General features: G+C 68.6%; 23 protein-coding genes. 10 read left to right on the top strand and 13 right to left on the bottom strand.

Features of this window, described 5'->3' with window-relative positions; genetic code table 11:
• Positions 1-6: 6 nt before the first annotated feature.
• The 4 genes from O5K39_RS02970 to sdhC are packed head-to-tail and all read right to left on the bottom strand — an operon-like array spanning position 7 to position 3,451.
• Positions 7-804, bottom strand: coding sequence for a succinate dehydrogenase iron-sulfur subunit (locus O5K39_RS02970; RefSeq protein ID WP_271145794.1), 798 nt, complete (start codon positions 802-804; stop codon positions 7-9).
• A gap of 1 nt (position 805) precedes the next feature.
• Positions 806-2,590, bottom strand: coding sequence for a succinate dehydrogenase flavoprotein subunit (sdhA, locus tag O5K39_RS02965; RefSeq protein WP_271145793.1), 1,785 nt, complete (start codon positions 2,588-2,590; stop codon positions 806-808).
• Between the two features lie 7 nt (positions 2,591-2,597).
• On the bottom strand, positions 2,598-3,002 hold the full coding sequence (locus O5K39_RS02960) for a succinate dehydrogenase (protein WP_271145792.1): 405 nt from the start codon (positions 3,000-3,002) through the stop codon (positions 2,598-2,600).
• The gene (sdhC, locus tag O5K39_RS02955) at positions 2,999-3,451 is read right to left on the bottom strand and encodes a succinate dehydrogenase, cytochrome b556 subunit (RefSeq protein ID WP_271145791.1); all 453 of its coding nucleotides are present in this window, start codon (positions 3,449-3,451) and stop codon (positions 2,999-3,001) included. Before sdhC ends, O5K39_RS02960 begins: the two co-directional genes overlap by 4 nt.
• A 195-nt stretch (positions 3,452-3,646) precedes the next feature.
• Here sdhC and O5K39_RS02950 point away from each other — a divergent pair, with 195 nt between their 5' ends.
• Together O5K39_RS02950 and O5K39_RS02945 are read left to right on the top strand one after the other, a co-directional pair.
• A complete protein-coding gene (locus O5K39_RS02950; RefSeq protein WP_271145790.1) occupies positions 3,647-4,237 on the top strand; it encodes a hypothetical protein in 591 nt (196 codons plus the stop codon).
• A 35-nt stretch (positions 4,238-4,272) separates the two neighbouring features.
• Positions 4,273-4,899, top strand: coding sequence for an isoprenylcysteine carboxylmethyltransferase family protein (locus O5K39_RS02945; protein WP_271145789.1), 627 nt, complete (start codon positions 4,273-4,275; stop codon positions 4,897-4,899).
• 3 nt (positions 4,900-4,902) lie between these two features.
• On the opposite strand, the gene O5K39_RS02940 is transcribed toward O5K39_RS02945, so the two are convergent.
• Complete coding sequence (locus O5K39_RS02940) at positions 4,903-5,448, bottom strand: hypothetical protein (RefSeq protein ID WP_271145788.1); 546 nt, start codon at positions 5,446-5,448, stop codon at positions 4,903-4,905.
• A gap of 138 nt (positions 5,449-5,586) precedes the next feature.
• Between O5K39_RS02940 and O5K39_RS02935 the strand changes: the two genes are divergently transcribed.
• The 8 genes from O5K39_RS02935 to O5K39_RS02900 all read left to right on the top strand — a co-directional run bounded on the left by O5K39_RS02935 (position 5,587) and on the right by O5K39_RS02900 (position 16,538).
• A complete protein-coding gene (locus O5K39_RS02935) occupies positions 5,587-6,213 on the top strand; it encodes an EipA family protein (RefSeq protein WP_271145787.1) in 627 nt (208 codons plus the stop codon).
• Between the two features lie 152 nt (positions 6,214-6,365).
• Positions 6,366-8,540 (top strand): prolyl oligopeptidase family serine peptidase, encoded by a 2,175-nt coding sequence (locus O5K39_RS02930; protein ID WP_271145786.1) that lies wholly within the window; start codon positions 6,366-6,368, stop codon positions 8,538-8,540.
• Positions 8,541-8,691: 151 nt separating this feature from the next.
• The gene (locus O5K39_RS02925) at positions 8,692-10,884 is read left to right on the top strand and encodes a prolyl oligopeptidase family serine peptidase (protein WP_271145785.1); all 2,193 of its coding nucleotides are present in this window, start codon (positions 8,692-8,694) and stop codon (positions 10,882-10,884) included.
• An 81-nt stretch (positions 10,885-10,965) separates the two neighbouring features.
• The gene (locus tag O5K39_RS02920) at positions 10,966-11,709 is read left to right on the top strand and encodes a DUF1223 domain-containing protein (protein ID WP_271145784.1); all 744 of its coding nucleotides are present in this window, start codon (positions 10,966-10,968) and stop codon (positions 11,707-11,709) included.
• Between the two features lie 71 nt (positions 11,710-11,780).
• Complete coding sequence (locus O5K39_RS02915) at positions 11,781-12,509, top strand: hypothetical protein (RefSeq protein WP_271145783.1); 729 nt, start codon at positions 11,781-11,783, stop codon at positions 12,507-12,509.
• 2 nt (positions 12,510-12,511) lie between these two features.
• Positions 12,512-14,248, top strand: a complete 1,737-nt coding sequence (locus O5K39_RS02910) for a CHAT domain-containing protein (protein ID WP_271145782.1) — start codon at positions 12,512-12,514, stop codon at positions 14,246-14,248.
• A 77-nt stretch (positions 14,249-14,325) separates the two neighbouring features.
• Positions 14,326-15,570, top strand: a complete 1,245-nt coding sequence (locus O5K39_RS02905; RefSeq protein ID WP_348637136.1) for an NAD-dependent epimerase/dehydratase family protein — start codon at positions 14,326-14,328, stop codon at positions 15,568-15,570.
• Positions 15,571-15,572: 2 nt separating this feature from the next.
• Positions 15,573-16,538, top strand: coding sequence for an SDR family NAD(P)-dependent oxidoreductase (locus tag O5K39_RS02900; RefSeq protein ID WP_348637122.1), 966 nt, complete (start codon positions 15,573-15,575; stop codon positions 16,536-16,538).
• A gap of 7 nt (positions 16,539-16,545) precedes the next feature.
• Here O5K39_RS02900 and O5K39_RS02895 read toward each other — a convergent pair whose 3' ends face one another.
• The 8 genes from O5K39_RS02895 to ruvC form a co-directional block, all read right to left on the bottom strand.
• Positions 16,546-17,361 (bottom strand): hypothetical protein, encoded by an 816-nt coding sequence (locus O5K39_RS02895; protein ID WP_271145780.1) that lies wholly within the window; start codon positions 17,359-17,361, stop codon positions 16,546-16,548.
• Positions 17,362-17,364: 3 nt separating this feature from the next.
• On the bottom strand, positions 17,365-17,823 hold the full coding sequence (locus O5K39_RS02890) for a biopolymer transporter ExbD (protein WP_271145779.1): 459 nt from the start codon (positions 17,821-17,823) through the stop codon (positions 17,365-17,367).
• 1 nt (position 17,824) lies between these two features.
• Positions 17,825-18,583 (bottom strand): protein TolQ, encoded by a 759-nt coding sequence (gene tolQ / locus O5K39_RS02885; protein ID WP_271145778.1) that lies wholly within the window; start codon positions 18,581-18,583, stop codon positions 17,825-17,827.
• 199 nt (positions 18,584-18,782) lie between these two features.
• Entirely contained in the window at positions 18,783-19,247 is a 465-nt protein-coding gene (locus tag O5K39_RS02880) for a YbgC/FadM family acyl-CoA thioesterase (protein ID WP_271147214.1), read from the bottom strand.
• A gap of 14 nt (positions 19,248-19,261) precedes the next feature.
• Positions 19,262-19,654 carry a hypothetical protein gene (locus O5K39_RS02875; RefSeq protein ID WP_271145777.1) on the bottom strand — a complete coding sequence of 131 codons (393 nt, stop codon included), beginning with the start codon at positions 19,652-19,654 and terminating at the stop codon, positions 19,262-19,264.
• A 58-nt stretch (positions 19,655-19,712) separates the two neighbouring features.
• A complete protein-coding gene (gene ruvB / locus O5K39_RS02870) occupies positions 19,713-20,747 on the bottom strand; it encodes a Holliday junction branch migration DNA helicase RuvB (RefSeq protein WP_271145776.1) in 1,035 nt (344 codons plus the stop codon).
• Entirely contained in the window at positions 20,744-21,361 is a 618-nt protein-coding gene (gene ruvA, locus O5K39_RS02865; protein ID WP_271145775.1) for a Holliday junction branch migration protein RuvA, read from the bottom strand. The genes ruvB and ruvA overlap by 4 nt, the downstream gene beginning before the upstream one ends.
• Positions 21,358-21,891, bottom strand: coding sequence for a crossover junction endodeoxyribonuclease RuvC (ruvC, locus tag O5K39_RS02860; RefSeq protein ID WP_271145774.1), 534 nt, complete (start codon positions 21,889-21,891; stop codon positions 21,358-21,360). Before ruvC ends, ruvA begins: the two co-directional genes overlap by 4 nt.
• Between the last annotated feature and the right edge of the window lie 40 nt (positions 21,892-21,931).

The raw sequence follows: 21,931 nt of genomic DNA, 5'->3' as shown, positions 1-21,931 counted from the left end.
TAAGCACTACGCCGCCTGCTTCTTCCGACCCGGGGCGACCATCAGCTTCTTGGTTTCAGCGATGGCCTTGGCGGGGTTCAGGCCCTTGGGGCAGACCTGGGCGCAGTTCATGATGGTGTGGCAGCGATAGAGCTTGAACGGGTCCTCGAGGTCGTCGAGCCGCTCCTGGGTCTTGTCGTCGCGACTGTCGGAGATCCAGCGATACGACTGCAACAGCGCCGCCGGCCCCAGGTACTCGGTCTGGTTCCACCAGTAGCTGGGGCAGGAGGTCGAGCAGCAGGCGCACAGGATGCACTCGTACAGGCCGTCCAGCTTGGCCCGGTCCTCAGGCGACTGGAGCCGCTCGGTGGTCGGGTCCTCGTCGTCGGATTGCAGGTACGGCTTGATCGAGTCGTACTGGGCGTAGAACAGCGTCAGGTCGGTGACCAGGTCCTTGACCACGGCCTGGTGGGGCAGGGGGGCGATGGCGATGGTCGAAGACGAGCATTCGTCCCAGCCCTTGGTGCAGGCCAGGGTGTTGCGCCCGTCGATGTTCATCGAACAGGAGCCGCAGATGCCCTCGCGGCACGAACGCCGGAACGACAGGGTCGGGTCGATCTCGTTCTTGATGTGGATCAGGGCGTCCAGCAGCATCGGCCCGTGGTCGTCGGACGAGACCTGGTATTCGTCCCAGGTCGGGTCGGCGTTCACGTTCGGATCGTAGCGATAGACCTTGTAGGTCTTGACGTTCTTCGCGCCGGCCGGAGCCGGATAGACCTTGCCCTTGCTGGGCTTGGAACCGCGCGGGAGGGTGAGTTGAACCATCTCAGTAAACCCTCGCCTTGGGCTTGATGTACTCGATGTCGGCGGACATCGTGTAGGTGTGGACGGGACGGTAGTCGATCGTGACCCCCTCGCCGGGTTTGCGCCAGGCCAGGGTGTGCTTCATCCACTGCTCGTCATGACGGTCCGGGAAATCCTCGCGGGCGTGGGCGCCGCGGCTTTCCTCGCGGTTGGCCGCGCTCTCGATCGTGACCAGGGCCTGGTCGATCAGGTTGTCGTATTCCAGAGCCTCGACCAGGTCGGTGTTCCAGATCAGGCCGCGATCGGTGGTCTTGATGTCGGCTGAACGGGTGTGGATGTCGCGCAGTTTGGCGACGCCCTCGTTCAGGGTCTCGCCCGTGCGGAACACGGCGGCGTCCGACTGCATCGCGTGCTGCATCTCGTTGCGCAGCTTGGCGGTGGAGTGGGTGCCCGAGGCGTTCCGGAACTTGTCGAGGCGGGCCAGGTGCGGGGCGGTGGCCGAGGCCGGGGCGGCAGGCACCGGCGCGGCCTTGTCCACCACCTCACCGGCACGAAGGCCGGCGGCGCGGCCGAACACGACCAGGTCGGTCAGGCTGTTGGAGCCCAGGCGGTTGGCGCCGTGCACGGACACGCAGGCCGCCTCGCCCACAGCCATCAGGCCGGGCACCACGGTATCGGCATTGTCGCCGACCTTGGTCAGGACCTCGCCGTGATAGTTCGTCGGGATGCCGCCCATATTGTAGTGGACCGTCGGGATGACCGGGATCGGCTGCTTGGTCACGTCGACGCCGGCGAAGATCTTGGCGCTTTCAGAGATGCCCGGCAGGCGCTGGTGCAGGATCTTCGGATCGAGGTGATCCAGGTGCAGGAAGATGTGGTCCTTCTTCGGCCCCACACCGCGACCTTCACGGATCTCCATGGTCATGGAGCGGCTGACGACGTCGCGCGACGCCAGGTCCTTGGCCGAGGGGGCGTAGCGTTCCATGAACCGCTCGCCTTCGGAGTTGGTCAGATAGCCGCCCTCGCCCCGCGCGCCCTCGGTGATCAGACAACCCGAGCCGTAGATGCCGGTCGGGTGGAACTGGACGAACTCCATGTCCTGGAGCGGCAGGCCGGCGCGCAGCACCATGGCATTGCCGTCGCCGGTGCAGGTGTGGGCCGAGGTGGCCGAGAAGTAGGCGCGGCCGTAACCGCCGGTGGCCAGGATCACCAGCTTGGCGCGGAACTGGTGGATGGTGCCGTCGTCGAGCTTCCAGGCGGTGACGCCCGTGCAGGCCCCGTCCTGCATGATCAGGTCGAGCGCGAAATACTCGATGAAGAACTCGACCTCGCGACGCACCGACTGGCCGTACAGGGTGTGCAGGATGGCGTGACCAGTGCGGTCGGCGGCGGCGCAGGTGCGCTGGACCGGGCCTTCGCCGTAGTTGCGGGTCATGCCGCCGAAGGCGCGCTGATAGATCTTTCCCTCGTCGGTACGCGAGAAGGGCACGCCCCAGTGTTCCAACTCATAGACGGCCTTGGGCGCCTCGCGGACCAGGTATTCGATGGCGTCCTGGTCGCCCAGCCAGTCCGACCCCTTGACGGTGTCGTACATGTGCCATTTCCACGAATCCTCGCCCATGTTGCCGAGCGAGGCGGAGATGCCGCCTTGCGCCGCCACCGTGTGGGAGCGGGTTGGGAAGACCTTGGTCACGCAGGCGACCTTGAGGCCCTGCTGGGCGGCGCCGAGCGCGGCACGAAGGCCCGAGCCCCCGGCACCCACGACGACGACATCGTATTCGTGATCGATCAGATTGTAGTCAGCCATCAGGCGTTCAGGCTCCGAAACCGGCAGGCAGCGGCGCAGATCCCAGCGCCAGCCGCACGATGAAGAAGACGCTGGCCGCCGTAAGGGCCAGGAAGACGATGTTCAGCAGGGCCAGCAGCAGGGTCTTGGTCCCCGGCTTGTGGATATAGTCCTCGACGATGACCTTCCAGGCCAGGCTGGCGAAGCCGAAGAAGACGATGGCCGTGACGATCGCCAGGCCCGCGTTCAGGGTGTTGGCGAACCAGGCCAGGGTGGCGTCGTAACCGGCCCCGGTCAGGGTGAAGACGCTCGAGGCGACCCACAGGCCCAGGGGCATCAGCAGAAGCAGCAGGACCTTTTCAGTGGTCCACTCGCCCGCGCCGTGGCGTTCCGAGACGCGGACGCCGTTCTTGTACTTGGCCGCACCGCTCACAGCGACACCCTCCCCGAGGCGAACAACAGGATCCAGAACAGCACCGCCAGCGGCACGGGGCCCCAGACGGCGATGTTGGACAACAGATTGGCCGGCGCGATCGTCAGGCCTTGGCCGGCGTCGTTGATGAGGTGGCGCCCGCCGTTCAGCAGCAGGGAAAACAGCACCACCGTCAGGCCGAACCCGACCAGCAGGCCCAGCGGCGATCCCATCAGGCCCAGGGCCGTTGCATAGGCGTCGGGACCGTAAGCGAGCGCTCCGAGACCGGCCACCAGAATCGCGGCGGCGACGGTCGCAGCCCCGATCGTGACGCGGAACAGGATCGAGGCCGTCATGGTGACGTGCCAGCGCCAGACCTGAAGATGCGGCGAGAGGGGGCGGGGGCGGCCGTTGGGCTGAAGGACAAGACGACCGGTCTGGGCGTCGGTAGGGTCGTTCGAGCTCGTCATGCGAATCGTTCTCAAAACCCAGCGAATTCAGTCGCTCGGGCAGGTGGCAAGGCTTTAGTGACGCGCGCGGGCCGGTGTCAACGCGACCCTTGTGCACTGCGGCGCAAAATCTTGCAGAACGTCGGAACCGATCACGTTTTCGCGTGTTGCGCATCGGCACTAGTCACGAGTCCCGTCTCGCGACAGTTTGGCGACATGCTGCTGCTCGTCATCATGCTCGCGGGGCTTTCAGGACAGGAACGCGCTTATTCGACGCGGACCGAGGTTTATGTGCCGCCGGTGGTCCGACCTTACGAACCGCCTTCCAGCTTCGGCCGTCAGATCGCGGAGGGGGACGCCGATGCCTCGGTACGCCGTCGGCCGATCACCGCTCCGGTCGCGGTCGAGGCCTATCGCAACAATTACGAGGGCCGCCGTACCCCCGCCGAACTCAGCTATCAGCAAGGCGTCGAGGCCGCTCGCCTGCGCCAGAACGCGCGGATGGGTTCGCTCGACGGCCTGTGGCGCGTGGTCGATGCGGAGGGCCGTCCCGTGCTGGATCTGGTGCTGAGCGATGACGGCGCAGGGCCCGTCGAGGGCGCGCTGCGTCCCGCACGGTCGGACCGCACGGCGCTGGTTGAGGTCGTGTCGGCCGGGGACGGCGCGCGCACCGTCACCGCCGCACTGGGCCCGGACACGCTGACCCTTCGGCTGCATCCGGCCGGATCGGGCTGGACCGGCGAACTGACCGGGCTGGGTGCGACGCGTACCGTGACCCTGGCGCGACCCTCGGGCTGGGCCCCTTAATCACACAGCAAGACGATCGTGCCAGAGAGGACGGTATGACCCTCGCCGCCGCTCCCGACGATCGCCGTTTCCGCCTGCACCGCTGGCTCGACGCCGGCGAGCGGGTGGCCATGCTGGTCCTGTATGGCTGGCTGGTGTGGCGTTTCGCCGCCAGCCTTTCGACCACCCCGGCCAACATCATGTTCCTGATGTCCGAGGGTCTGATCGCGGCCATGGTACTGCTGCGCCGGCCGACCGAGCAGATCAGCGTCCGGCCGATGGACTGGCTGACCGGGGCGCTGGGGGCCTTTCTGCCCATGCTGGTGATCCCGGCCTCGGGCGGACTTTCCGCCGGGGCGGTGTTTCTGGCCGTGGGTTTCCTGATCTCGATGGGGGCCAAGCTGTCGCTGCGCCGCTCGTTCGGACTGATCGCCGCCAACCGGGGCGTGAAGCGGTCGGGGCTCTACGCCGTCGTCCGTCACCCGATGTATCTGGGCTATGTCATCGCCTATGCGGGGACGCTGATGCTGAACCCGTCGGTGTGGAACGCGGTCCTGCTGACCTTGTGGCTCGGGTTCGAGATCGTCCGCATCTATTCCGAAGAAGCCATTCTGATGCGCGACCCGGCCTATCAGGAGCACGCGAAGAAGGTCCGGTTCAGGCTGATCCCCGGCGTCTGGTAAGGATCAGACCACCGCGTAACGGGTCTCGATCCCGTCCGGCTCGAAGTCGTGGGCGGCGAGGCTGTCCAGACACTGCGACACACGCTGCTGGAACAGCGCCGTGTCCCCCGCCGCGACTGATGGCAGCAGATAGTCGGTGACCTCGGCCCGCACGGGCAGGGTTCCGACCGGGCCGGGCACGCTGAGCGCCAGCCTCAGCCCTTCCGACAGCCACTGGGCCACCGTGTCGAACATCTCGTCGCCGGTCAGGAAGTCGGTGCGACGCACGACATAGAGGGTGATCTCGCCGGTGGTCAGGCCGTCGGGACGGACGATGATCCCGCTGAGGTCCGGTCGCCAGGCCTCGGACAGTTCGACCACCCGCCAGACGCAGAACCAGGTCCGGCAGGTCGGCGGCCGGACCGAATGGACGGAACACCCCGCCCCGTCGACGCAGTATCCGCACAGGGAACCGGTCGGCTTGGCCAGTTCGGGCAGGTCCAGCGGGATGAAGCGGCAGCATTCGACGCAAGGCCCGCATTCGCGGCCGGGGATCAGGGGCAGGTCCATGGGGCCTCATAGCGGGTTCGCAGGCCTGCGTCGGCAACCTCTCGTTAACCTCGTCGCCGCAAGGCTGACTCAAAACCCGCGCAGGCTGCGTTTCAGGCCCGCGACGACGGGCGAACGTCATTTCCTCGGGGACCTCTCATGCATCGCCGCAATCTGATCCGCTCCGGTCTCGCCGTCGCCGCGACCACGGCCCTTCCGCTGGGACTCGGAGCCTGCGCCTCCACGGGACGCCAGCCCAACGACCCCGCCTATCCGATCTCCTCGGACAGCGCCGCGCCCGCCTATACCGCCGACGAACTGGTCGCAGCCGGGTCGCGTGAGCTGGGCATCGCGGCCGAGAGCATGGGTTCGGTCATCGAGCGCATCTTCGCCGATCAGGGCGACCGCCCGACCGCCTATATCGCAGGTGAAGAAGGCGCCGGCGCCGCCGGCATCGGCCTGCGTTACGGACGCGGTGCCCTGCACATGAAGGACGGCCAGGCCCCGCAGGACGTCTTCTGGCAGGGAATCTCGATCGGCTGGGACGTCGGAGGCAATGCGTCGCGGGTCTTCACCCTGTGCTACGGCCTGTATGCGCCGGACGCCATCTACCGTCGCTATCCGGGGGTCGAGGGCTCGGCCTATCTGATCGGCGGCCTGGGCGTGAACTATCAGCGCGCGGACGGCATCGTGCTCGCGCCGGTGCGCACCGGCGTGGGCCTGCGTCTCGGTGCCAACGTCGGGACCATGGCCTACAGCCGCCAGCGGAACGTCCTGCCCTTCTGATTTCCGGCAGGGGAAGGGCAGACCGGGAAGTGAACGGACCGGCTCAGGTTCCAGCCGCGCGCATGTGACAAATCGGTAAGGTTCAGACCCCGCCGCTTGCCGCCTGCACGGCCGTCTCTAAGGTGCCGGCTCCCCCGTATCCGGAGCTTTTCATGATCCGTTCGCTCGTCTCCGCCGCCGCCCTTTCCGTCGCAATGGGAACCTTTGCCATGGCCCAGGTCGCAGGTTCGGCGCCGACCCCGCCCAATCCGCCGCTGGCGGAGGGGGCTTTCGCCACCTCGGACGCGACCGATCCCTATCTGTGGCTGGAAGAGGTGGACGGGGCGCGGGCGATGGAGTGGGTCAATGCCCACAACACCCGCACCTTCGCCGTGCTTCAGGGCGACCCGCGTTATGAGGGGCTGCACCAGCAGGCCTTGGACATCGTCCAGTCCCGCGACCGGATCCCGGCCGTGGGCTGGAACCGCGACGGCACGCTGAGCAATTTCTGGCAGGACGCGGAGCACGTCCGCGGCCTGTGGCGCCAGACCACCGTCGACAGCTATCGCACCGCGACCCCGGAGTGGGAGACGATCCTGGACATCGACGCCCTGGCCACCGCCGAGGGCAAGAACTGGGTCTACAAGGGGACCAACTGCCTGCCCCCCGAGGAGCGGCTGTGCCTGGTGTCCCTGTCGGACGGCGGCAAGGACGCGGTGGTGCTGCGCGAGTTTGATGCCGTGTCCAGGACCTTCGTGGAGGGCGGTTTCGTCCTGCCGGAATCCAAGGGGGGTGCCGCCTGGATCGATGCCGACACCCTGTTGATCTCGCGCGACTTCGGCCCCGGCACCCTGACCACCTCGGGCTATCCGATGGTGGTCAAGCGGCTCAAGCGCGGTCAGTCGATCGACCAGGCCGAGACCCTGTTCACCGGGCAGCCCACGGACGTCTCGGTCAGCGGCTATACGCTGCGCGATGCCGACGGGGCGGTGAAGGCGGTGCTGATCAATCGCGGCGTCTCCTTCTACGAGAGCGAGACCTGGCTGCTGAACACCGACGGCACGACGCGCAAGCTGGATCTGCCGGCCAAGTCGGACATCAACGGCCTGGTCGCGGGTCAGCTGGTCGTCTCGATCAAGCAGGACTGGACCGCGCCATCGGGCCAGGACTTCAAGACCGGCGACGTCATCGCCTGGAATCTCGACGCCTGGCTGGGCGACCCCAGGGCCGAGGCCAAACTGGTCATCCGCCCGACCGAGCGTCAGGCGATCGAGGGCATCGGCACGACCCGCAACCGTCTGATCGTCGCCCTGTACGACAATGTCCGGGGTTCGGTTCAGGTCTATGATCCGTCGGACTGGAGCCATGAGCGGATGGCCCTGCCCGAGAACGTCACGGTCGGCGTCGGGTCCGGCTCCGACACCGACGATCGCGTCTTCGTCAGCGTTTCGGGCTATCTGACGCCCTCGACCCTGTATCTGGCCGATGCGGCGGGTACGGGCGCGGAGGTGATCAAGTCCCTGCCCGCCAAGTTCGACGCCACCGGAATGCGCGTCGATCAGTTCGAGGCGACCTCGGCGGACGGGACGAAAATCCCCTATTTCGTGGTTCACAAGGACGACATCCAGATGGACGGGTCGAACCCGACCATCCTGTACGGCTATGGCGGGTTCGAGAGCTCGCTGCTGCCCGGCTATTCGGCCACGGTCGGCAAGCTGTGGCTGGAACGCGGCGGGGTCTATGTGATCGCCAACACCCGCGGCGGCGGCGAGTTCGGACCCAAGTGGCACGAGGCGGCGCTGCAGGAGAACCGCCAGCGGGCCCACGAGGACTTCCAGGCCGTGGCGCTCGATCTCGAGGCGCGGCGCATCACGTCCCAGCCCAAGCTCGGCATCATGGGCGGCTCTCAAGGGGGTCTGTTCATGGGGGCGATGCTGACCCAGCGGCCGGACCTGATCAACGCCGCCGTCATCCAGGTGCCCCTGTTCGACATGCTGCGCTTCCACAAGTTGCTGGCCGGGGCCAGCTGGATCGCCGAATACGGCAACCCGGACGTGCCGGTCGAACGCGCCTGGATCCAGCAGTATTCGCCCTATCAGAACCTGAGGGCGGGGCGACCCTATCCGGAGGTCTTCATCCACACCTCGACCAAGGACGACCGCGTCCATCCGGGCCATGCGAGGAAGGCCGCCGCCCGGCTGGAGGAACTTGGCTATCCGGTGCTGTTCTATGAAAACACGGACGGCGGACACGCCGCGGGGGCGAATCTGCGTGAAACCGCGCGTCGGCTGGCGCTGGAGTACACCTATCTGACGCGGCGGTTGATGGACGCCCCCGCGCAGGAATAGGCTGCCCTCACCGCTCATCCCGGCGAAAGCCGGGACCCTGTGCTTTCGCTGAGGCACCGAGCATCCGGGATTGATGTCAGCGCGGACAGGGTGGCACCGATAGCCCACAGAACTGGGTCTCGGCTTTCGCCGGGATGAGCGGAGTTTGAAGATGCGTTCGGGGACCAAGGCCATACTGTCCATCGCGGCAATAAGCTGTCTCGCCACCACCGCCCTGGCCCAGTCCCGCCCCCCGCACATGCCCACGGACCTGTCCCCCGCAGGGGTCCGCGCCGCCGACGACCATCTGGCGCTGGAAGAGGTCGAGGGCGCCGAGGCCTTGGCCTTCGTCGCGTCGGAGAACGAGAAGAGCCTCGCCACCCTGACCGGCGACCCGCGCTACGAGACCTTCCGCCAGCAGGCCTTCGACATCCTGTCGGCCACCGACCGGACGCCGTCCCCCACCTTCCTCGGCGACGGCATCGGCAATTTCTGGCAGGACGCGGAGCACCCGAAAGGCATCTGGCGGCGCACCACGCTTGCCTCCTATCGGACGGCGACGCCCGAATGGGAGACCCTGCTCGACATCGACGCCCTGTCGGCGGCCGAAGGCAAGGACTGGGTCTGGAAGGGCGCCAACTGTCTGGCGCCGCAGGAGACCCGCTGCCTGATCTCCCTGTCAGACGGTGGCAAGGACGCCGTGGTGGTGCGCGAGTTCGACACCGTGGCCAAGGGCTTCGTCACCAACAACGGCTTCGTCCTGCCCGAGGGCAAGCACCGCATCGCCTGGCTGGATCGCGGCACGCTCCTGGTCGCCACCGATTTCGGGCTCGAGGACGGCAAGCCGACCCTGACCGAGAGCGGCTATCCTTTCATCGTCAAGGGCCTGCGCCGGGGCGGCACCCTGGCCGACGCCGGCGAGATGTTCCGGGGCGCCGCCACCGACGGCGGCTACGGCGTCAGCCCGGCCGTCTATCGCGACGGCGAGGGCAATATCCTGGGCGTGCTGGTCAACCGGCCGCTCGACACCTACCGCGCCGAGACCTGGATGCTGGACGGGTCGAACATGATCAAGCTGGTCCTGCCCGAGCGGATTTCGATCCAGGGCATGATCGACAAGCGGCTGGTCTTCACCCTGGACGAGGACTGGACCCGGCGCGAGGGCCAGAAGCGGACGGCGGGCTCCCTGCTGGCCGTGACCCTGAACACTTTGCGCCCGCCGACCCGCACCGGGGACCTGTTCATCTCGACCGAGGCCGACGTCGTCTTCACCCCCAATGCGCGCCAGTCGATCGAGGACGTGGCGGTCACCGACGAGAAGATCGTCGCGGTCGTCAACGACAACGTCAAAGGCCGCATCATCGCCTTCAACAACAACGCCACCCGACCCTGGACCTCCACCCTCCTGCCCGCCGCCGACAATGCGGCGGTGCATCTGGGTGACGTGGCGCGCAAGTCCGGCCAGGTCTTCTATACGTTCGAAGGCTTCCTGACGCCGTCCACCCTGGCCCTGGCCGACCTGACCGCCGCCACCGCCGACCGGATCAAGGTTTCGCCCGCCCGGTTCGATGCCTCGAAACACGTCGTCGAACAGTTCGAGGCGACCTCGACCGACGGGACCAAGGTGCCCTATTTCCTGGTCCGTCCGATCGCCGCGCCGATGGACGGATCGACCCCCACCATCCTGTTCGGCTACGGTGGGTTCCAGATCGCCTTCCCCCCCGCCTACAAGCCCGAGATGGGCAAGCTCTGGCTCGAGAACGGCGGGGCCTTCGTCATCGCCAACATCCGGGGCGGCGGCGAGTTCGGCCCGGCCTGGCACCAGGCGGCGCTCAAGGAAAACCGCCAGCGCGCCTTTGACGACTTCGCCGCCGTGGCCCGCGACCTTGCGGCCCGCCGCATCACCTCGCCGCGTCGCCTCGGCATCTATGGCCGGTCGAACGGCGGCGTGCTGACCTCGGTCTCGATCACCCAGCACCCGGAACTCTACAATGCGGCGGTGATCGAGAGCCCCCTGATCGACATGCTGCGCTATCCGGACCTGCCGGCGGGCGCGTCCTGGATCGGTGAATACGGCGACCCGCGCATCCCTGAGGAAGCCGCCTATATCGCCCGCTATTCCGGTTACCAGAACCTGCGCGAGGGGGCCCGCTACCCCCGGCTCTACATCACCACCAACACCCGCGATGACCGCGTCCACCCGGGCCATGCGCGCAAGTTCGCGGCCCGTTTGGGGCAAATGGGCTACGACCACCTCTATTACGAGGAGACCTCTGGCGGTCACTCCAACGACGCCGACCCGGTGGCGAACGCCCGCCGCTGGGCCAGGCATTACGTCTATCTGAGCCAGCAGCTGATGGATTAGCGATCCTCCCCCGTAGGGAGGATCTTCCTCTCACGCGAATATGAAGGGCGGTGATCGAACCGCTCCGCTACGGTTCCGGCCATGAGCTTCAAGGGCTGGATCATCGCGGGGGCCGTGCTCGCCGCCGGAGCCGTGTCGGTCGGCACCTCGGCTCAGCCGGTCGCGCCCGCCCGGCCGCCCGTTCGCGCCACCCCCGCCGAGCCCGTCGTGGTCGAGCTGTTCACCGCCCAGGGCTGTTCGGGCTGCCCCGCCGCCAACCGCGTGGTCGAGGCCCTGGCGCAGGAGCCCGGCGTGATCGCCCTGACCTATGCGGTCGACTACTGGGACTATCTGGGCTGGCCCGACACCTTCGCCCGACCCGAATTCGCCCAGCGCCAGCGGGCCTATCTGCAGGCCATGCGTCTGCGCGGCGTCTATACGCCCCAGGTCATCATCGACGGCCGTCGCCAGCTATCGGGCGCGCGCCGCGCTGACGTCCAGCAGGCCGTCGACCAGGAGGCCGAGCGCCGCGTCTTCCCGCCCCAGGTCGAGTTCCGGGAAGCCGGCGACCGCGTCGGCGTCGGCTCCGGCACCGCGCCCGAAGGCGGCGCCGAGGTCTGGGCCGTCACCTATCGCCCGGGCCCGCAGAGCGTCACCGTCGGCGGCGGCGACAACCGGGGCCGGGTGGTGCGCCACGTCAATGTGGTCCGCTCGCTGAACCGGCTGGGTCCCTGGACCGGGCGACCGGTGCTGTACGACCTGCCCGAAGCCGAGGCGGGCGAGGCGGTTGCGGTGCTGGTCCAGGCGAGGGCCGATCGAAGGATCCTGACGGCCGCCACCCTCTGATCCGAACCCGCGTTCGCCCGATCACGTTCGGTCAGTTTCCCTGAAAAGCGTTTTGGGTTCAGAGTGATCGGATGCGGCCGATCCTTGTCCCGACCCGGCTGTGGGGAACGATGATGAAGACCTTTGCGCGCCTGCGCCCCCTGCCGACGCTGGCCTGTGTGCTCATGGCCGGCCTTGCCGTGGCCTGTGCGGCCGGATCGCGCACCGTCGCCGAAGCGGTCCAGGCCGACGCACTCATGACCATTTCGCCCGAGGCCGAGGGGGTGACCCAGATCGTCACCGCCGCCCATGTCGCCGCCTGGGGCCGGACCCATTCCGATCCCGGCGCCCTGATCATGGCCGCGCGCATCCTGGCCGAGGTGCCGGTGCGGCCCGGCATCGACAGCGGTGAGGCCGTGCTGACGCCCGACAGCCTGCTCGACGAAGCCGCGACCTTTGCCAACGGCAGCCAGGGGGTGCTGGACGCCATCGCCCGGCTTCGCACCGGCACGCGCGGCGTGCGGTCCTCGCCCTTCGGCCAGGGCCCGATCTTCCAGGTGCGCGAGATCAAGGCGCGCGAAACCTATGGGTTCGAGGTCGAGGCGCGCGGCGGCGAGGTGCTGCGGGTCGCCGCCATCGGTGACGGCGACACCAATATCGACATGTCGGTGCGCGACGAGGGCGGGGCGCTTGTGTGCGAGGACGGTTTCGGCGACCACTATCCGGTCTGTACCGTCCAGCGACGCCAGGGGGGCAAGGTGAGGATCGATATCGTCAACCGGGGCGCGGTCTGGACCAAGGTCCAGATCCTGAGCAACTGAGCATGGCTGTCTGGCTTAGACTGACCGCCGTGGTGGCGGGCCTGGCCCTGATCGCGGGCCTGTCGGCATCGGCAGTGGCCCGCACCGAGGACACGCCGCAATCCCTGCGCGCCGAGGCCTTCGAGGCGGCCCAGTGGGCCATCGCGTCCGACGCCGCCGACGCCCTCGCCAAGGTTTCCGCCCGGTTCGCGCAAGGGGACGACGCCCTGGGTCGGCTGGCCGAGGAGCGCGAGACCCTGATCACCACGCGCGACCGGCTGGAGCGGGAACTGGAGCGGCTCTATGCGGTGGACGGTGCCGACGGCCAGACCCAGCGCGCCGCCACCCGCACCACCTATGAGACGACGCTCGCCCGGCTGAAGACGGTCGATGCCGACATCGAGGCGCGGTTTCCCGCCTACTCCGAACTGACCAGTCCGCGCGCCCTGTCCGTCATCGAGGCGCAAGGTTTGCTGAAGCCCGACGAGGGCCTGCTGCTGGTGCTGGTGAACCCCGAGGCCACCTATGTCTGGGGTGTGTCGCGCGACCGGATCGAATGGGCGCGGGCCGAGGACCTGGGCGAGGAGGCCATGACCGCTTCGGTGGCCAGGCTGCGCGCCTCCCTGACCACCGCCGCCTCGCGCAGCGATCCGGGCATCGATCCCGCCATCTTCGCCGGGCGGCCCGTGACGGCCTTTGACCGGGCCGAGGCGCACCGGCTCTATACCCGGCTGGTCCAGCCGGTTGAGAGCGTGTTCGAGGGCAAGACGACCCTGATCACCGTCGTCACCGGCGCCCTGACGACCCTGCCGTTGGCGGTGCTGGCCACCGAGGCCCCGATCGGATCCGACACCGGGCCGGACGCCTTTTCCACCACTAACTGGCTGATCGACCGCTACGCCCTGGCCACCCTGCCGTCGGTGTCGAGCCTGAAGGCTCTGCGCTGCTATCTGGTCGCCGATCCGGCCGAGCGCTCCTCGGGGTGTCCGCCGATGGCGGGCACCGCCCAGGCCTCGACCCGCCAGGCGGCGACGAGAGGGTTCTCGATGGCCGCCTTTGGGGCACCGATCCTGGCCGGAGCGCCCCAGAACGGCTCGCGCGGCGCGCCCTCGGCCGACGGCGTCATGGGCGAGGGGCGGCTGGCCGATGTCGCCAAGCTGCGCGCGCTTCCCTATCTGCCCGGCTCCAAGGCCGAGCTCGACACCCTGAAATCCCGCTATCCCCGCGCCCTTGTGCGCACCGGCGCGGCCGCCACCGAGACCGCCGTCCGTCAGGGGGATACCGGGGCCCTGTCCCAGTCGCGCTTCGTCGTCTTCTCGACCCACGGCCTGATGGCCGGGTCCACCGTGTCCGAGCCCGGTCTGGTCCTGACACCGCCCGAGACCGCGACGGAGGCCGACGACGGCTATCTGAGCGCGTCGGAGGCGGCCCAGCTGCGGCTGCGGGCCGAGTTCGTGGTCCTGTCGGCCTGTAATACTGCGGCCTCGGACGGCACACCCGGCGGCGAGGGTCTGTCGGGACTGGCCCGCGCCTTCTTCTATGCCGGCGCGCGGTCGGTGCTGGTGTCGCACTGGGAGGTGTCAGACGTGGCCACCACCGAGCTGATCGCCGACACCTTCGCCGCGCTCGACGCCCCCGGTGCCGACATCGGCGACCGCGCCAAGGCGCTCCAGACGGGAATGAAGGCCGTCCGCGCCAACCGCCTTTGGGCCCACCCCGCCTTCTGGGCTCCCTTCACCCTGGTCGGGGAGCCGGGCTGAACGAACGGCTCCGCTTTGCCCCTGTGGCCGGCATGGTCTAGTCAGGGCCCCTGATGCGAACGGCGAAGGGCGACCCGATGAAGGTTCTGGTTCTGGGCGGCGACGGATTCTGCGGCTGGCCGACGGCCCTGCACCTGTCGGCGCGGGGCTGGGACGTCACCATTGTCGACAACCTCAGTCGCCGGAACATCGACAACGAGCTGGAGGTCCAGTCCCTGACCCCGATCCGGACCATGGGCGAGCGGATCGCCGCCTGGAAAGATCTGACCGGCCGGACCATCGGCTTCGTCAACATGACGGTGGGCAAGGAGTTCGACCGCCTGGTCGCGCTGATCAACGACAAAGCGCCCGACAGCATCGTCCATTTCGCCGAGCAGCGGGCCGCCCCCTATTCGATGAAGTCGGCGCGGCACAAGCTCTACACCGTCGACAACAACATCAACGCCACCCACCACATCCTGGCCGCCATCGTCGAGAGCGGGCGCGACGTCCATCTGGCGCACCTGGGGACCATGGGGGTCTATGGCTACGGCACGGCGGGCCTGCGCATCCCCGAGGGCTATCTGAAGGTCACGGTCCAGACCGACAACGGCCCGGCCGAGCAGGAGATCCTGTTCCCGCCGAACCCCGGCTCGATCTATCACATGACCAAGACCCAGGACGCCCTGCTGTTCCAGTTCTATGCCCGCAACGACGCCCTGCGCATCACCGATCTGCACCAGGGCATCGTCTGGGGCGCGGAGACGGCCGAGACGCGGATGGACGAGCGGCTGATCAACCGGTTCGACTATGATGGCGACTACGGCACGGTGCTGAACCGGTTCCTGATGCAGGCGGCGGTCGGTTATCCGCTGACGGTGCATGGGGCGGGCGGCCAGACGCGGGCCTTCATCCATATCCAGGACACGGTGCGCTGCGTCGAGCTGGCGTTGCAGAACCCGCCGAAACGCGGCGAACGGGTCAAGATCCTGAACCAGATGACCGAGAGCCACCGCGTCCGCGATCTGGCGGCGCTGGTGTCGCGCCTGACTGGGGCGCAGATCGCCCACCTGCCCAACCCGCGCCAGGAAGCCGACGAGAATGAGCTGATCGTCGCCAACGACCAGTTCCGCGACCTGGGGCTCAAGCCCATCACCTTGGCCGAAGGCCTGATGGCCGACGTCGCCGAGGTGGCGGGCCGCTATGCCGACCGCGCCGATCGGTCCAAGATCCCCTGCGTCTCCACCTGGAACGCCTGTCGCGCAGAAGCCTGCGCTGAGCCTGCGCAGTCGACCCGTCCCGAGCCCGCCCCCGTCATCCCGATCCGGGCGGGCGTCGCCTGACCTTGGCCCCGTCCCTGCTGGTCTTCGGCGGCGGCTATGTCGGCCGCGCCGCCGCGATGGAAGCCCTTGCGCGTGGCGGTCGGGCCGTGGCGACCTCGCGCGATCCCCAACGGCGTGCGGCCTTGTCGGTCGAGGGGATCGAGGCGATCGACCCGACTGATCTCGCCGCGCTGGACGCAGCTCTTTCCCAAGCCACGGCCGTGCTGGTTACGTCCGCCCCTGACGCCAAGGGCTGTCCGGCGCTGAGGGCGCTCTCGGCGACGCCTTCGGCCGGATCGGCCTGGCCCGATTGGATCGGCTATGTCTCGTCCACGGCCGTCTATGGCGACCGGGCCGGCGGCTGGGTGTTCGAGGACGACGCCCTGAACGCCGCCACGATCGAGGGCGCGCGCCGGGTGCGCGCCGAGGCCGACTGGCTGGACGCCGGGCGTGGCATGGGGCTGACGGTGCAGATCTTTCGCCTGCCCGGCATCTACGGCCCCGGCCGGTCGGTGATCGACAAGCTGAAGGACGGCACCGCCCGGCGGGTGAAGAAGCCCGGTCAGGTCTTCAACCGCATTCATCTGGACGACATCGTCTCGGGCCTGTTCGCCTCAATGGATCGCCCCCATCCGGGCCGCGCCTACAATCTGGTGGACGACGAACCGGCGCCCGCTGACCTCGTCATGGAATGGACCGCCGATCGTCTGGGCCTGCCCCGCCCGCCCGAGGTCGCGTGGGACGATGCATCGGTTTCCGACGTCAGCCGCCGCTTTTACCTCGATTCCAAACGCATCTCGAACGCCCGGGCCAAGGCGGAACTGGGGTGGCGGCCGAGGTATCCGACGTGGCGTGAGGGGTTGTCTGCGCTTGCCACATCGATGTTCCGGATTGTCCTCGAACCAGGAAACGGCTTGCCGTTGCTCCCGCGTCGCGGGGCAACGGTGACCCTCGATACGGTGAACCCTGCCCGGGATAGTGAGGTTTGAGCGCCGCCTAACGATTACGGCAAGCGCGCTCGGTGTTGAAGACCGGAGCGAACTGGCCGCCGGGGAAGCCGGACGGTACGTCGAACGGCGCGGTCTGGCGCAGAGCCCGCATCGCGCCGTCGGCGGCGGCCCGATAGACGGGGCTGGACTCCGGGTCGACCAGGGTGGGGCCGGCGGTGATGCGACCGTCCGGAGACAGGGTGATGTTGACCCGGATCCTCAACTGGTTCGCCCCGGGGATGTCGCAGGGCAGGGTCCAGTTCGGATAGACCTGGTTGAAGATCGCCGTCAGTTGAGGGCCCGAAGCCTGGCTGGCCCGGCCGGTGCCCTGCTGGCCCGTGGTGGCGCGAGGGGCGGTGGGGCCAGGTCGTCGGGGACCCTGGGCAAGGGTGCTGAGATCGAGGGTCGGTTCGTTGCGCCGGGGTGTCGGGCGCGGCGGCGTCGGGGTCGGCCGGGGTGGCGCAGGCCGCGCGGGCGTCGGCGGACTGGGGCGCGGGGGCGTGGGCCTGGGCGTCGGTGTCGGTCTGGGGGCGGGCGTCGCGGGCCGCAAAGGCGCCGGTCTCGGCGGCACAGGCGTGGGAACCGGCGGTGTCGGCGCCTCGACCGGAGCGGAGGGGGCGCTGGCGGCGTCTTCGGTCACGACCTCTTCGGACGGATTGTCGGCAGAGGCGGCCTCGATCACTTCGGACGAGACGATGGAGACCGGCACCGAGGACGGGACGATCGGCGGCAGCTCCTTGGTCGGCCAGGACACGAAGGCGAGCGCCAGCACGCCTGCGTGCAGGACGATCGATCCGACGATGGCGGGACTTGGCCGTTCCAAGATCTAGCCCTGCGGTTCCGGGGCCGTGTCGGTGATGAGGTTCAGCTTGGTGAAGCCACCCGCCGATAGCCGCGCCATGACCCGTGCCACGGCCTGGTACGGTGCCCGGCCGTCGGCGCGCACGAAGACGGGCTTGCTCGACGGATCGTCGGTCCCTGCGGCGGTGCCCACGCGATCCAGCAGCTGGTCGTAGGACGTCTCATCCTTGTCGATGAAGATGGCACCGTCGCGGTCGATGGAGACGGTGACGGGCTCGTTGTCGGTGTCCACGGCCCCGGCCTCGGTCTGGGGCAGTTCGACCGGCACCCCGACCGTCAACAGCGGCGCCGAGATCATGAAGATGATCAGCAGCACCAGCATCACGTCCACCAGGGGGGTGACGTTGATCTCGCTCAGCGGCCGCTTCTTTGCCCTGCGCCGCCCGCGCACATGGCCTTGGCCTGCGCCTCCGCCCATCGCCATCTCAGTCGGCCCGGCGGATGGCGAAGTCGGACGGGGGAGGGGGCGGCGGCGCGACCGGAGCGTTCGGGGCACCCAGACGCCGCGCCACGGCGGCCTGGAGGTCGTCGGCGAAGCTCTCCAGTCGGCCGGAGAACTTGCCCGCGTCGATCGAGAACTTGTTATAGGCGATATAGGCCGGGATGGCGGCGGCCAGGCCGATGGCGGTGGCGAACAGGGCCTCCGAAATCGCGGGGGCCACGGTGGTCAGGTTGGTGTTGCCGGCCGAGGCGATCCGTCCGAACGCATTCATGATCCCCCACACCGTCCCGAACAGGCCGATGAAGGGCGAGGCGGTGGCCACCACCGACAGCACGCCCAGACCATGCTCGATGCGGATGCCCTCGCGCGCGATAATGGAATCCAGCGACCGGTCGATCCGGCTGATCAGCAGATTGCCCTGCTGTTCGGTCAGGGTTCCGCGCGCCCGGGTCTCGCGCCAGTCGGCCAGAGCGACGACCAGCATCCGGGGCAGGGCATGGGCCGGATTGGGCCCGGCCTGTTGGGCGATATCCTCCAGCGACCGGCCGGAACTGAGGGCTTTCTCGAAGGTGTCGGCCTGGCTGTTCAGGGCGGTGAAGCGGAACGCCTTGTCGATGATGATGGCCCAGGACCAGATCGAGGCCCCGGCCAGGCCGATCATGACGATCTTCACGACCCAGTCGGCCGTCATGAACAGGGTGACGGGGTTCAGCATTCCGGGGTCGGCGGCGGGCACGGTCATAGGCGGATCGGTCCTGAAGGGCTCATGCCCATGGTGCGGGTGGGCGTGACCATAGTGTGGCGTAGACGTGGGGTCAGGGACACGGTCTAGCGTGCGTCGGGCCCTGCGTCATGCCCGCGCGCGCTTCAGGCGTGCGACAGGCTTAACGCGCCGCCCGACGGGGGGCCTGTTCGCCCGAACATCCAGATCTCTGTGGCCGTCACCCGGGCTTCGTCCCCGGTTCCGGTGCCAGCCAGGGTTTGACGCCGTCGAGCAACGCCCGGGTCGGCCGTCGCGGCCGACCGTCCAGATGGATGCAGACCGCCGTCACCTGCGCCCGGCACAGCACCTCGCCGTCCCGCTCCACCGTCTGGGAAATCAGCAGGCGAGGCCCCTTGATGGCGTCATAGGTGGTCCGCACCACCAGGGCGTCGTCGATCCGCGCGGGCTTCAGGAACCTCAGGGTCAGATCTGCGACCACGAAGGCCGTCGGCTCAGCCGAGTCCAGCAGGGCGGCGTGCCCCACCGTGGTCAGCCTCAGAAAATCCGACCGGCCCCGCTCCAGATAGCGCACATAGTTGGCGTGATAGACTAGGCCGGTGAAATCGGTGTCCTCGTAATAGACCCGGATCGGCAACAGATGGTCCCGGCCCTCGAACCGGCCGGCGGTGGGTTGGTCCATCACGGGCTCGGCGGTACTCATGACGCTGGAACCGAGTTGACGGAGTTCGAAGCCGAGGGTTGAGCCAGGAAGGCTGGGCAGAACCGTTGCTGCACCTCGCGGAATTCGACCGGCATCGGGTCGTCGGAGAACAGGATACGATTGGGCCGCGATACGAAGGCTACCGCCGTCGCCTGACCTCGCACACCGGCATAGCCGCACAGGGCCCGGCCCCGCCCGGCCTCGGCGTAGCGCACCTCGGCGGTCGGTCCGCGCTGCTCGCGCAACTGCCGCACCGCGCGCTCGCCAGCGGTCGGCTGGGGTGCCGGTCTGGCATTGTCATAGATGACCCAGGCGCAGACCCCGCCCAGGGCCAGCACCAGGGCTGCCATCACCAGCATCAGCCGTTGCACATTCAGGCGTCTCGCCATCGGCGTCTCCTTCCCGGTCAGCATGACGGGGATCGGCCGCGCGGTGAAGTCCGGACCGTCAGCCGCCGCTGAAAAGATCGCCGACCGTCGGCGGCTTCGGCGGTTCCGTCAGGCCCAGGTGCGCATAGGCGCGGGCGCAGGCCATGCGGCCGCGGGGCGTGCGCTGGATGAAGCCCTGCTGGAGCAGGTAGGGCTCGATCACGTCCTCGACGGCGTCGCGGGCCTCGGCGATGGCGGCGGCAAGGGTGTCCATGCCAACGGGGCCGCCGCCGTAATTCTCGATCAGGGCCTTGAGGAAGCGGCGGTCGTTGGCGTCCAGACCCGCCTCGTCGATCTCCAGCCGGGCCAGGGCGCGGGCCGCCACGATGCGGTTGATGACCGCCGCGCCCTCGGCCTCGGCGAAGTCCCGGACCCGGCGCAACAGCCGCCCGGCCACGCGCGGCGTGCCCCGGGCGCGCGAGGCAATCTCGCGGGCGCCGTCGTCGTCGATGGGGGCCCCGAGCTTTCGCGCCGCGCCGGTGATGACCCGGACGAGTTCCTCGGGGGTGTAGAACTCCAGCCGTAGCGGGATGCCGAACCGGTCGCGCAGGGGCGTGGCCAGCAGGCCCGCCCGCGTCGTCGCGCCCACCAGCGTAAAGGGGGCCAGGTCGATCCGCACCGACCGCGCCGAGGGCCCCTCGCCGATGATGAGGTCCAGCACATGGTCCTCCATGGCGGGATAGAGGATTTCCTCCACCGTCGGGGCCAGGCGGTGGATCTCGTCGATGAACAGGACGTCGCGCGGTTCGAGATTGGTCAGGATGGCGGCCAGGTCGCCGGCCTTGGCCAGGATGGGGCCGGAGGTGGCGCGGAAACCGACGCCGAGCTCGCGCGCGACGATCTGGGCGAGGGTGGTCTTGCCCAGGCCCGGGGGGCCAAACAGCAGGACGTGATCCATGGCCTCGCCGCGTTTCCTCGCCGCGTCGATGAAGATCTTCAGATTGCCCTTGGCCTGCTCCTGCCCGACGAATTCCGACAGGGTCTGGGGCCGCAGGGCGCGGTCGTATAGCTCGCCGGGCGCGGGGTCGGGGGAGATGATGCGGTCGTCGGTCACCGCCCCAACTCCTGCAAGGCCGCGCGGATCACGGCGGACAGGTCTGCGTCCTCGCCCAGCCGGATCAGGGCCTGATCGACCGCTCGGCGGGCGTTGATTTCAGCGACGCCCAGACCCAGCAAGGCCGACACCGCCTCTCCGGTGACGGACGGCGCGGGCGGCACGATCTCGGCGTGGATGCCCGCTGCCGACGGCGTGAACGACACATCCCCCAGTGGCTTGCCCTTCAGCTCGGTGACGATCCGCAGCGCCAGCTTCGGCCCCACGCCGTTGGCCCGGCCGATTGCGGCCTTGTCGTCGCGCGCGACGGCCCCGGCCAGTTCCCCGGGCGGCAGGACGTCCAGCACCGACAGGGCCGCCTTGGGGCCGACGCCCTGGATGCCGGTCAGGGTCGTGAAGGCGCGCCGTTCGTCGCGGGTCAGGAAGCCGTAGAGGCGCGGTCCGTTCTCGGCCGACCAGCTGGATTCGATATGCAGGGTCGCCTCGTCGCCGGGTGCCGGGAGCCGTTGCAGGGTCCGCGCACCACAGGCCACGACATAGCCCACCCCAGCGCAGTCGATCAGGCAATGCGCCTCTTCGACCTCGGCCAGGATGCCGCGCAGACGGCCGATCATGCCGCCACCCGCGCGAGCAGGGCCCGCTTCCTCAGTTGCGCATGGGTGATCGCCACGGCCAGGGCATCGGCCGCATCCGCCTTCACGTCGCCGGAGGCCGGCAGCAGCCGCTTCACCATGAAGGCGATCTGGCCCTTGTCGGCATGGCCCGCGCCGACGACGGCCTTCTTGATCAGGTTGGGCGAATATTCCGCGACCGACAGGCCGCACCGCGCCGGGGCCAGCATCACCGCCGCCCTGGCATGGCCCAGTTTCAGGGTCGAGGCCGGGTTGACGTTGACGAAGACCTCCTCGATCGCCGCCTCGTCGCAGGCATGGGCGGCGCAGATCTCGCCGACCGCTTCGAGCAGATGCAGCAGCCGCTCGCTGAACGGGGCCTTGTCGTCCGGCGTCACCACGCCATGCGCGATCCAGCGCAGACGCGAGCCCTCGGCCGCCACCACGCCCCAGCCCGTCCGGCGCAGGCCGGGGTCGAGACCGAGGATGCGGACCGCTCCGCCACCTGAAAACTGAGTCGCCGCGTTCGTCATTCGTTCCTGTCATGCCAGACAGAAGGTTGACGGACAATGA

Origin of the sequence: Brevundimonas sp. NIBR10, assembly GCF_027912515.1 — a bacterium.
In the GTDB taxonomy this organism is placed as follows: Bacteria; Pseudomonadota; Alphaproteobacteria; order Caulobacterales; family Caulobacteraceae; genus Brevundimonas.
This window is presented reverse-complemented; position numbering and strand designations above follow the sequence as displayed.

Coding starts and splice junctions, on each gene's coding strand:
- O5K39_RS02970 (WP_271145794.1), bottom strand. CDS start 804: ATGGTTCAACTCACCCTCCCGCGCGGTTCCAAGCCCAGCAAGGGCAAG.
- sdhA (WP_271145793.1), bottom strand. CDS start 2,590: ATGGCTGACTACAATCTGATCGATCACGAATACGATGTCGTCGTCGTG.
- sdhC (WP_271145791.1), bottom strand. CDS start 3,451: ATGACGAGCTCGAACGACCCTACCGACGCCCAGACCGGTCGTCTTGTC.
- O5K39_RS02950 (WP_271145790.1), top strand. CDS start 3,647: ATGCTGCTGCTCGTCATCATGCTCGCGGGGCTTTCAGGACAGGAACGC.
- O5K39_RS02945 (WP_271145789.1), top strand. CDS start 4,273: ATGACCCTCGCCGCCGCTCCCGACGATCGCCGTTTCCGCCTGCACCGC.
- O5K39_RS02940 (WP_271145788.1), bottom strand. CDS start 5,448: ATGGACCTGCCCCTGATCCCCGGCCGCGAATGCGGGCCTTGCGTCGAA.
- O5K39_RS02935 (WP_271145787.1), top strand. CDS start 5,587: ATGCATCGCCGCAATCTGATCCGCTCCGGTCTCGCCGTCGCCGCGACC.
- O5K39_RS02930 (WP_271145786.1), top strand. CDS start 6,366: ATGATCCGTTCGCTCGTCTCCGCCGCCGCCCTTTCCGTCGCAATGGGA.
- O5K39_RS02925 (WP_271145785.1), top strand. CDS start 8,692: ATGCGTTCGGGGACCAAGGCCATACTGTCCATCGCGGCAATAAGCTGT.
- O5K39_RS02920 (WP_271145784.1), top strand. CDS start 10,966: ATGAGCTTCAAGGGCTGGATCATCGCGGGGGCCGTGCTCGCCGCCGGA.
- O5K39_RS02915 (WP_271145783.1), top strand. CDS start 11,781: ATGCGGCCGATCCTTGTCCCGACCCGGCTGTGGGGAACGATGATGAAG.
- O5K39_RS02910 (WP_271145782.1), top strand. CDS start 12,512: ATGGCTGTCTGGCTTAGACTGACCGCCGTGGTGGCGGGCCTGGCCCTG.
- O5K39_RS02905 (WP_348637136.1), top strand. CDS start 14,326: ATGAAGGTTCTGGTTCTGGGCGGCGACGGATTCTGCGGCTGGCCGACG.
- O5K39_RS02890 (WP_271145779.1), bottom strand. CDS start 17,823: ATGGCGATGGGCGGAGGCGCAGGCCAAGGCCATGTGCGCGGGCGGCGC.
- tolQ (WP_271145778.1), bottom strand. CDS start 18,583: ATGACCGTGCCCGCCGCCGACCCCGGAATGCTGAACCCCGTCACCCTG.
- O5K39_RS02875 (WP_271145777.1), bottom strand. CDS start 19,654: ATGGCGAGACGCCTGAATGTGCAACGGCTGATGCTGGTGATGGCAGCC.
- ruvA (WP_271145775.1), bottom strand. CDS start 21,361: ATGATCGGCCGTCTGCGCGGCATCCTGGCCGAGGTCGAAGAGGCGCAT.
- ruvC (WP_271145774.1), bottom strand. CDS start 21,891: ATGACGAACGCGGCGACTCAGTTTTCAGGTGGCGGAGCGGTCCGCATC.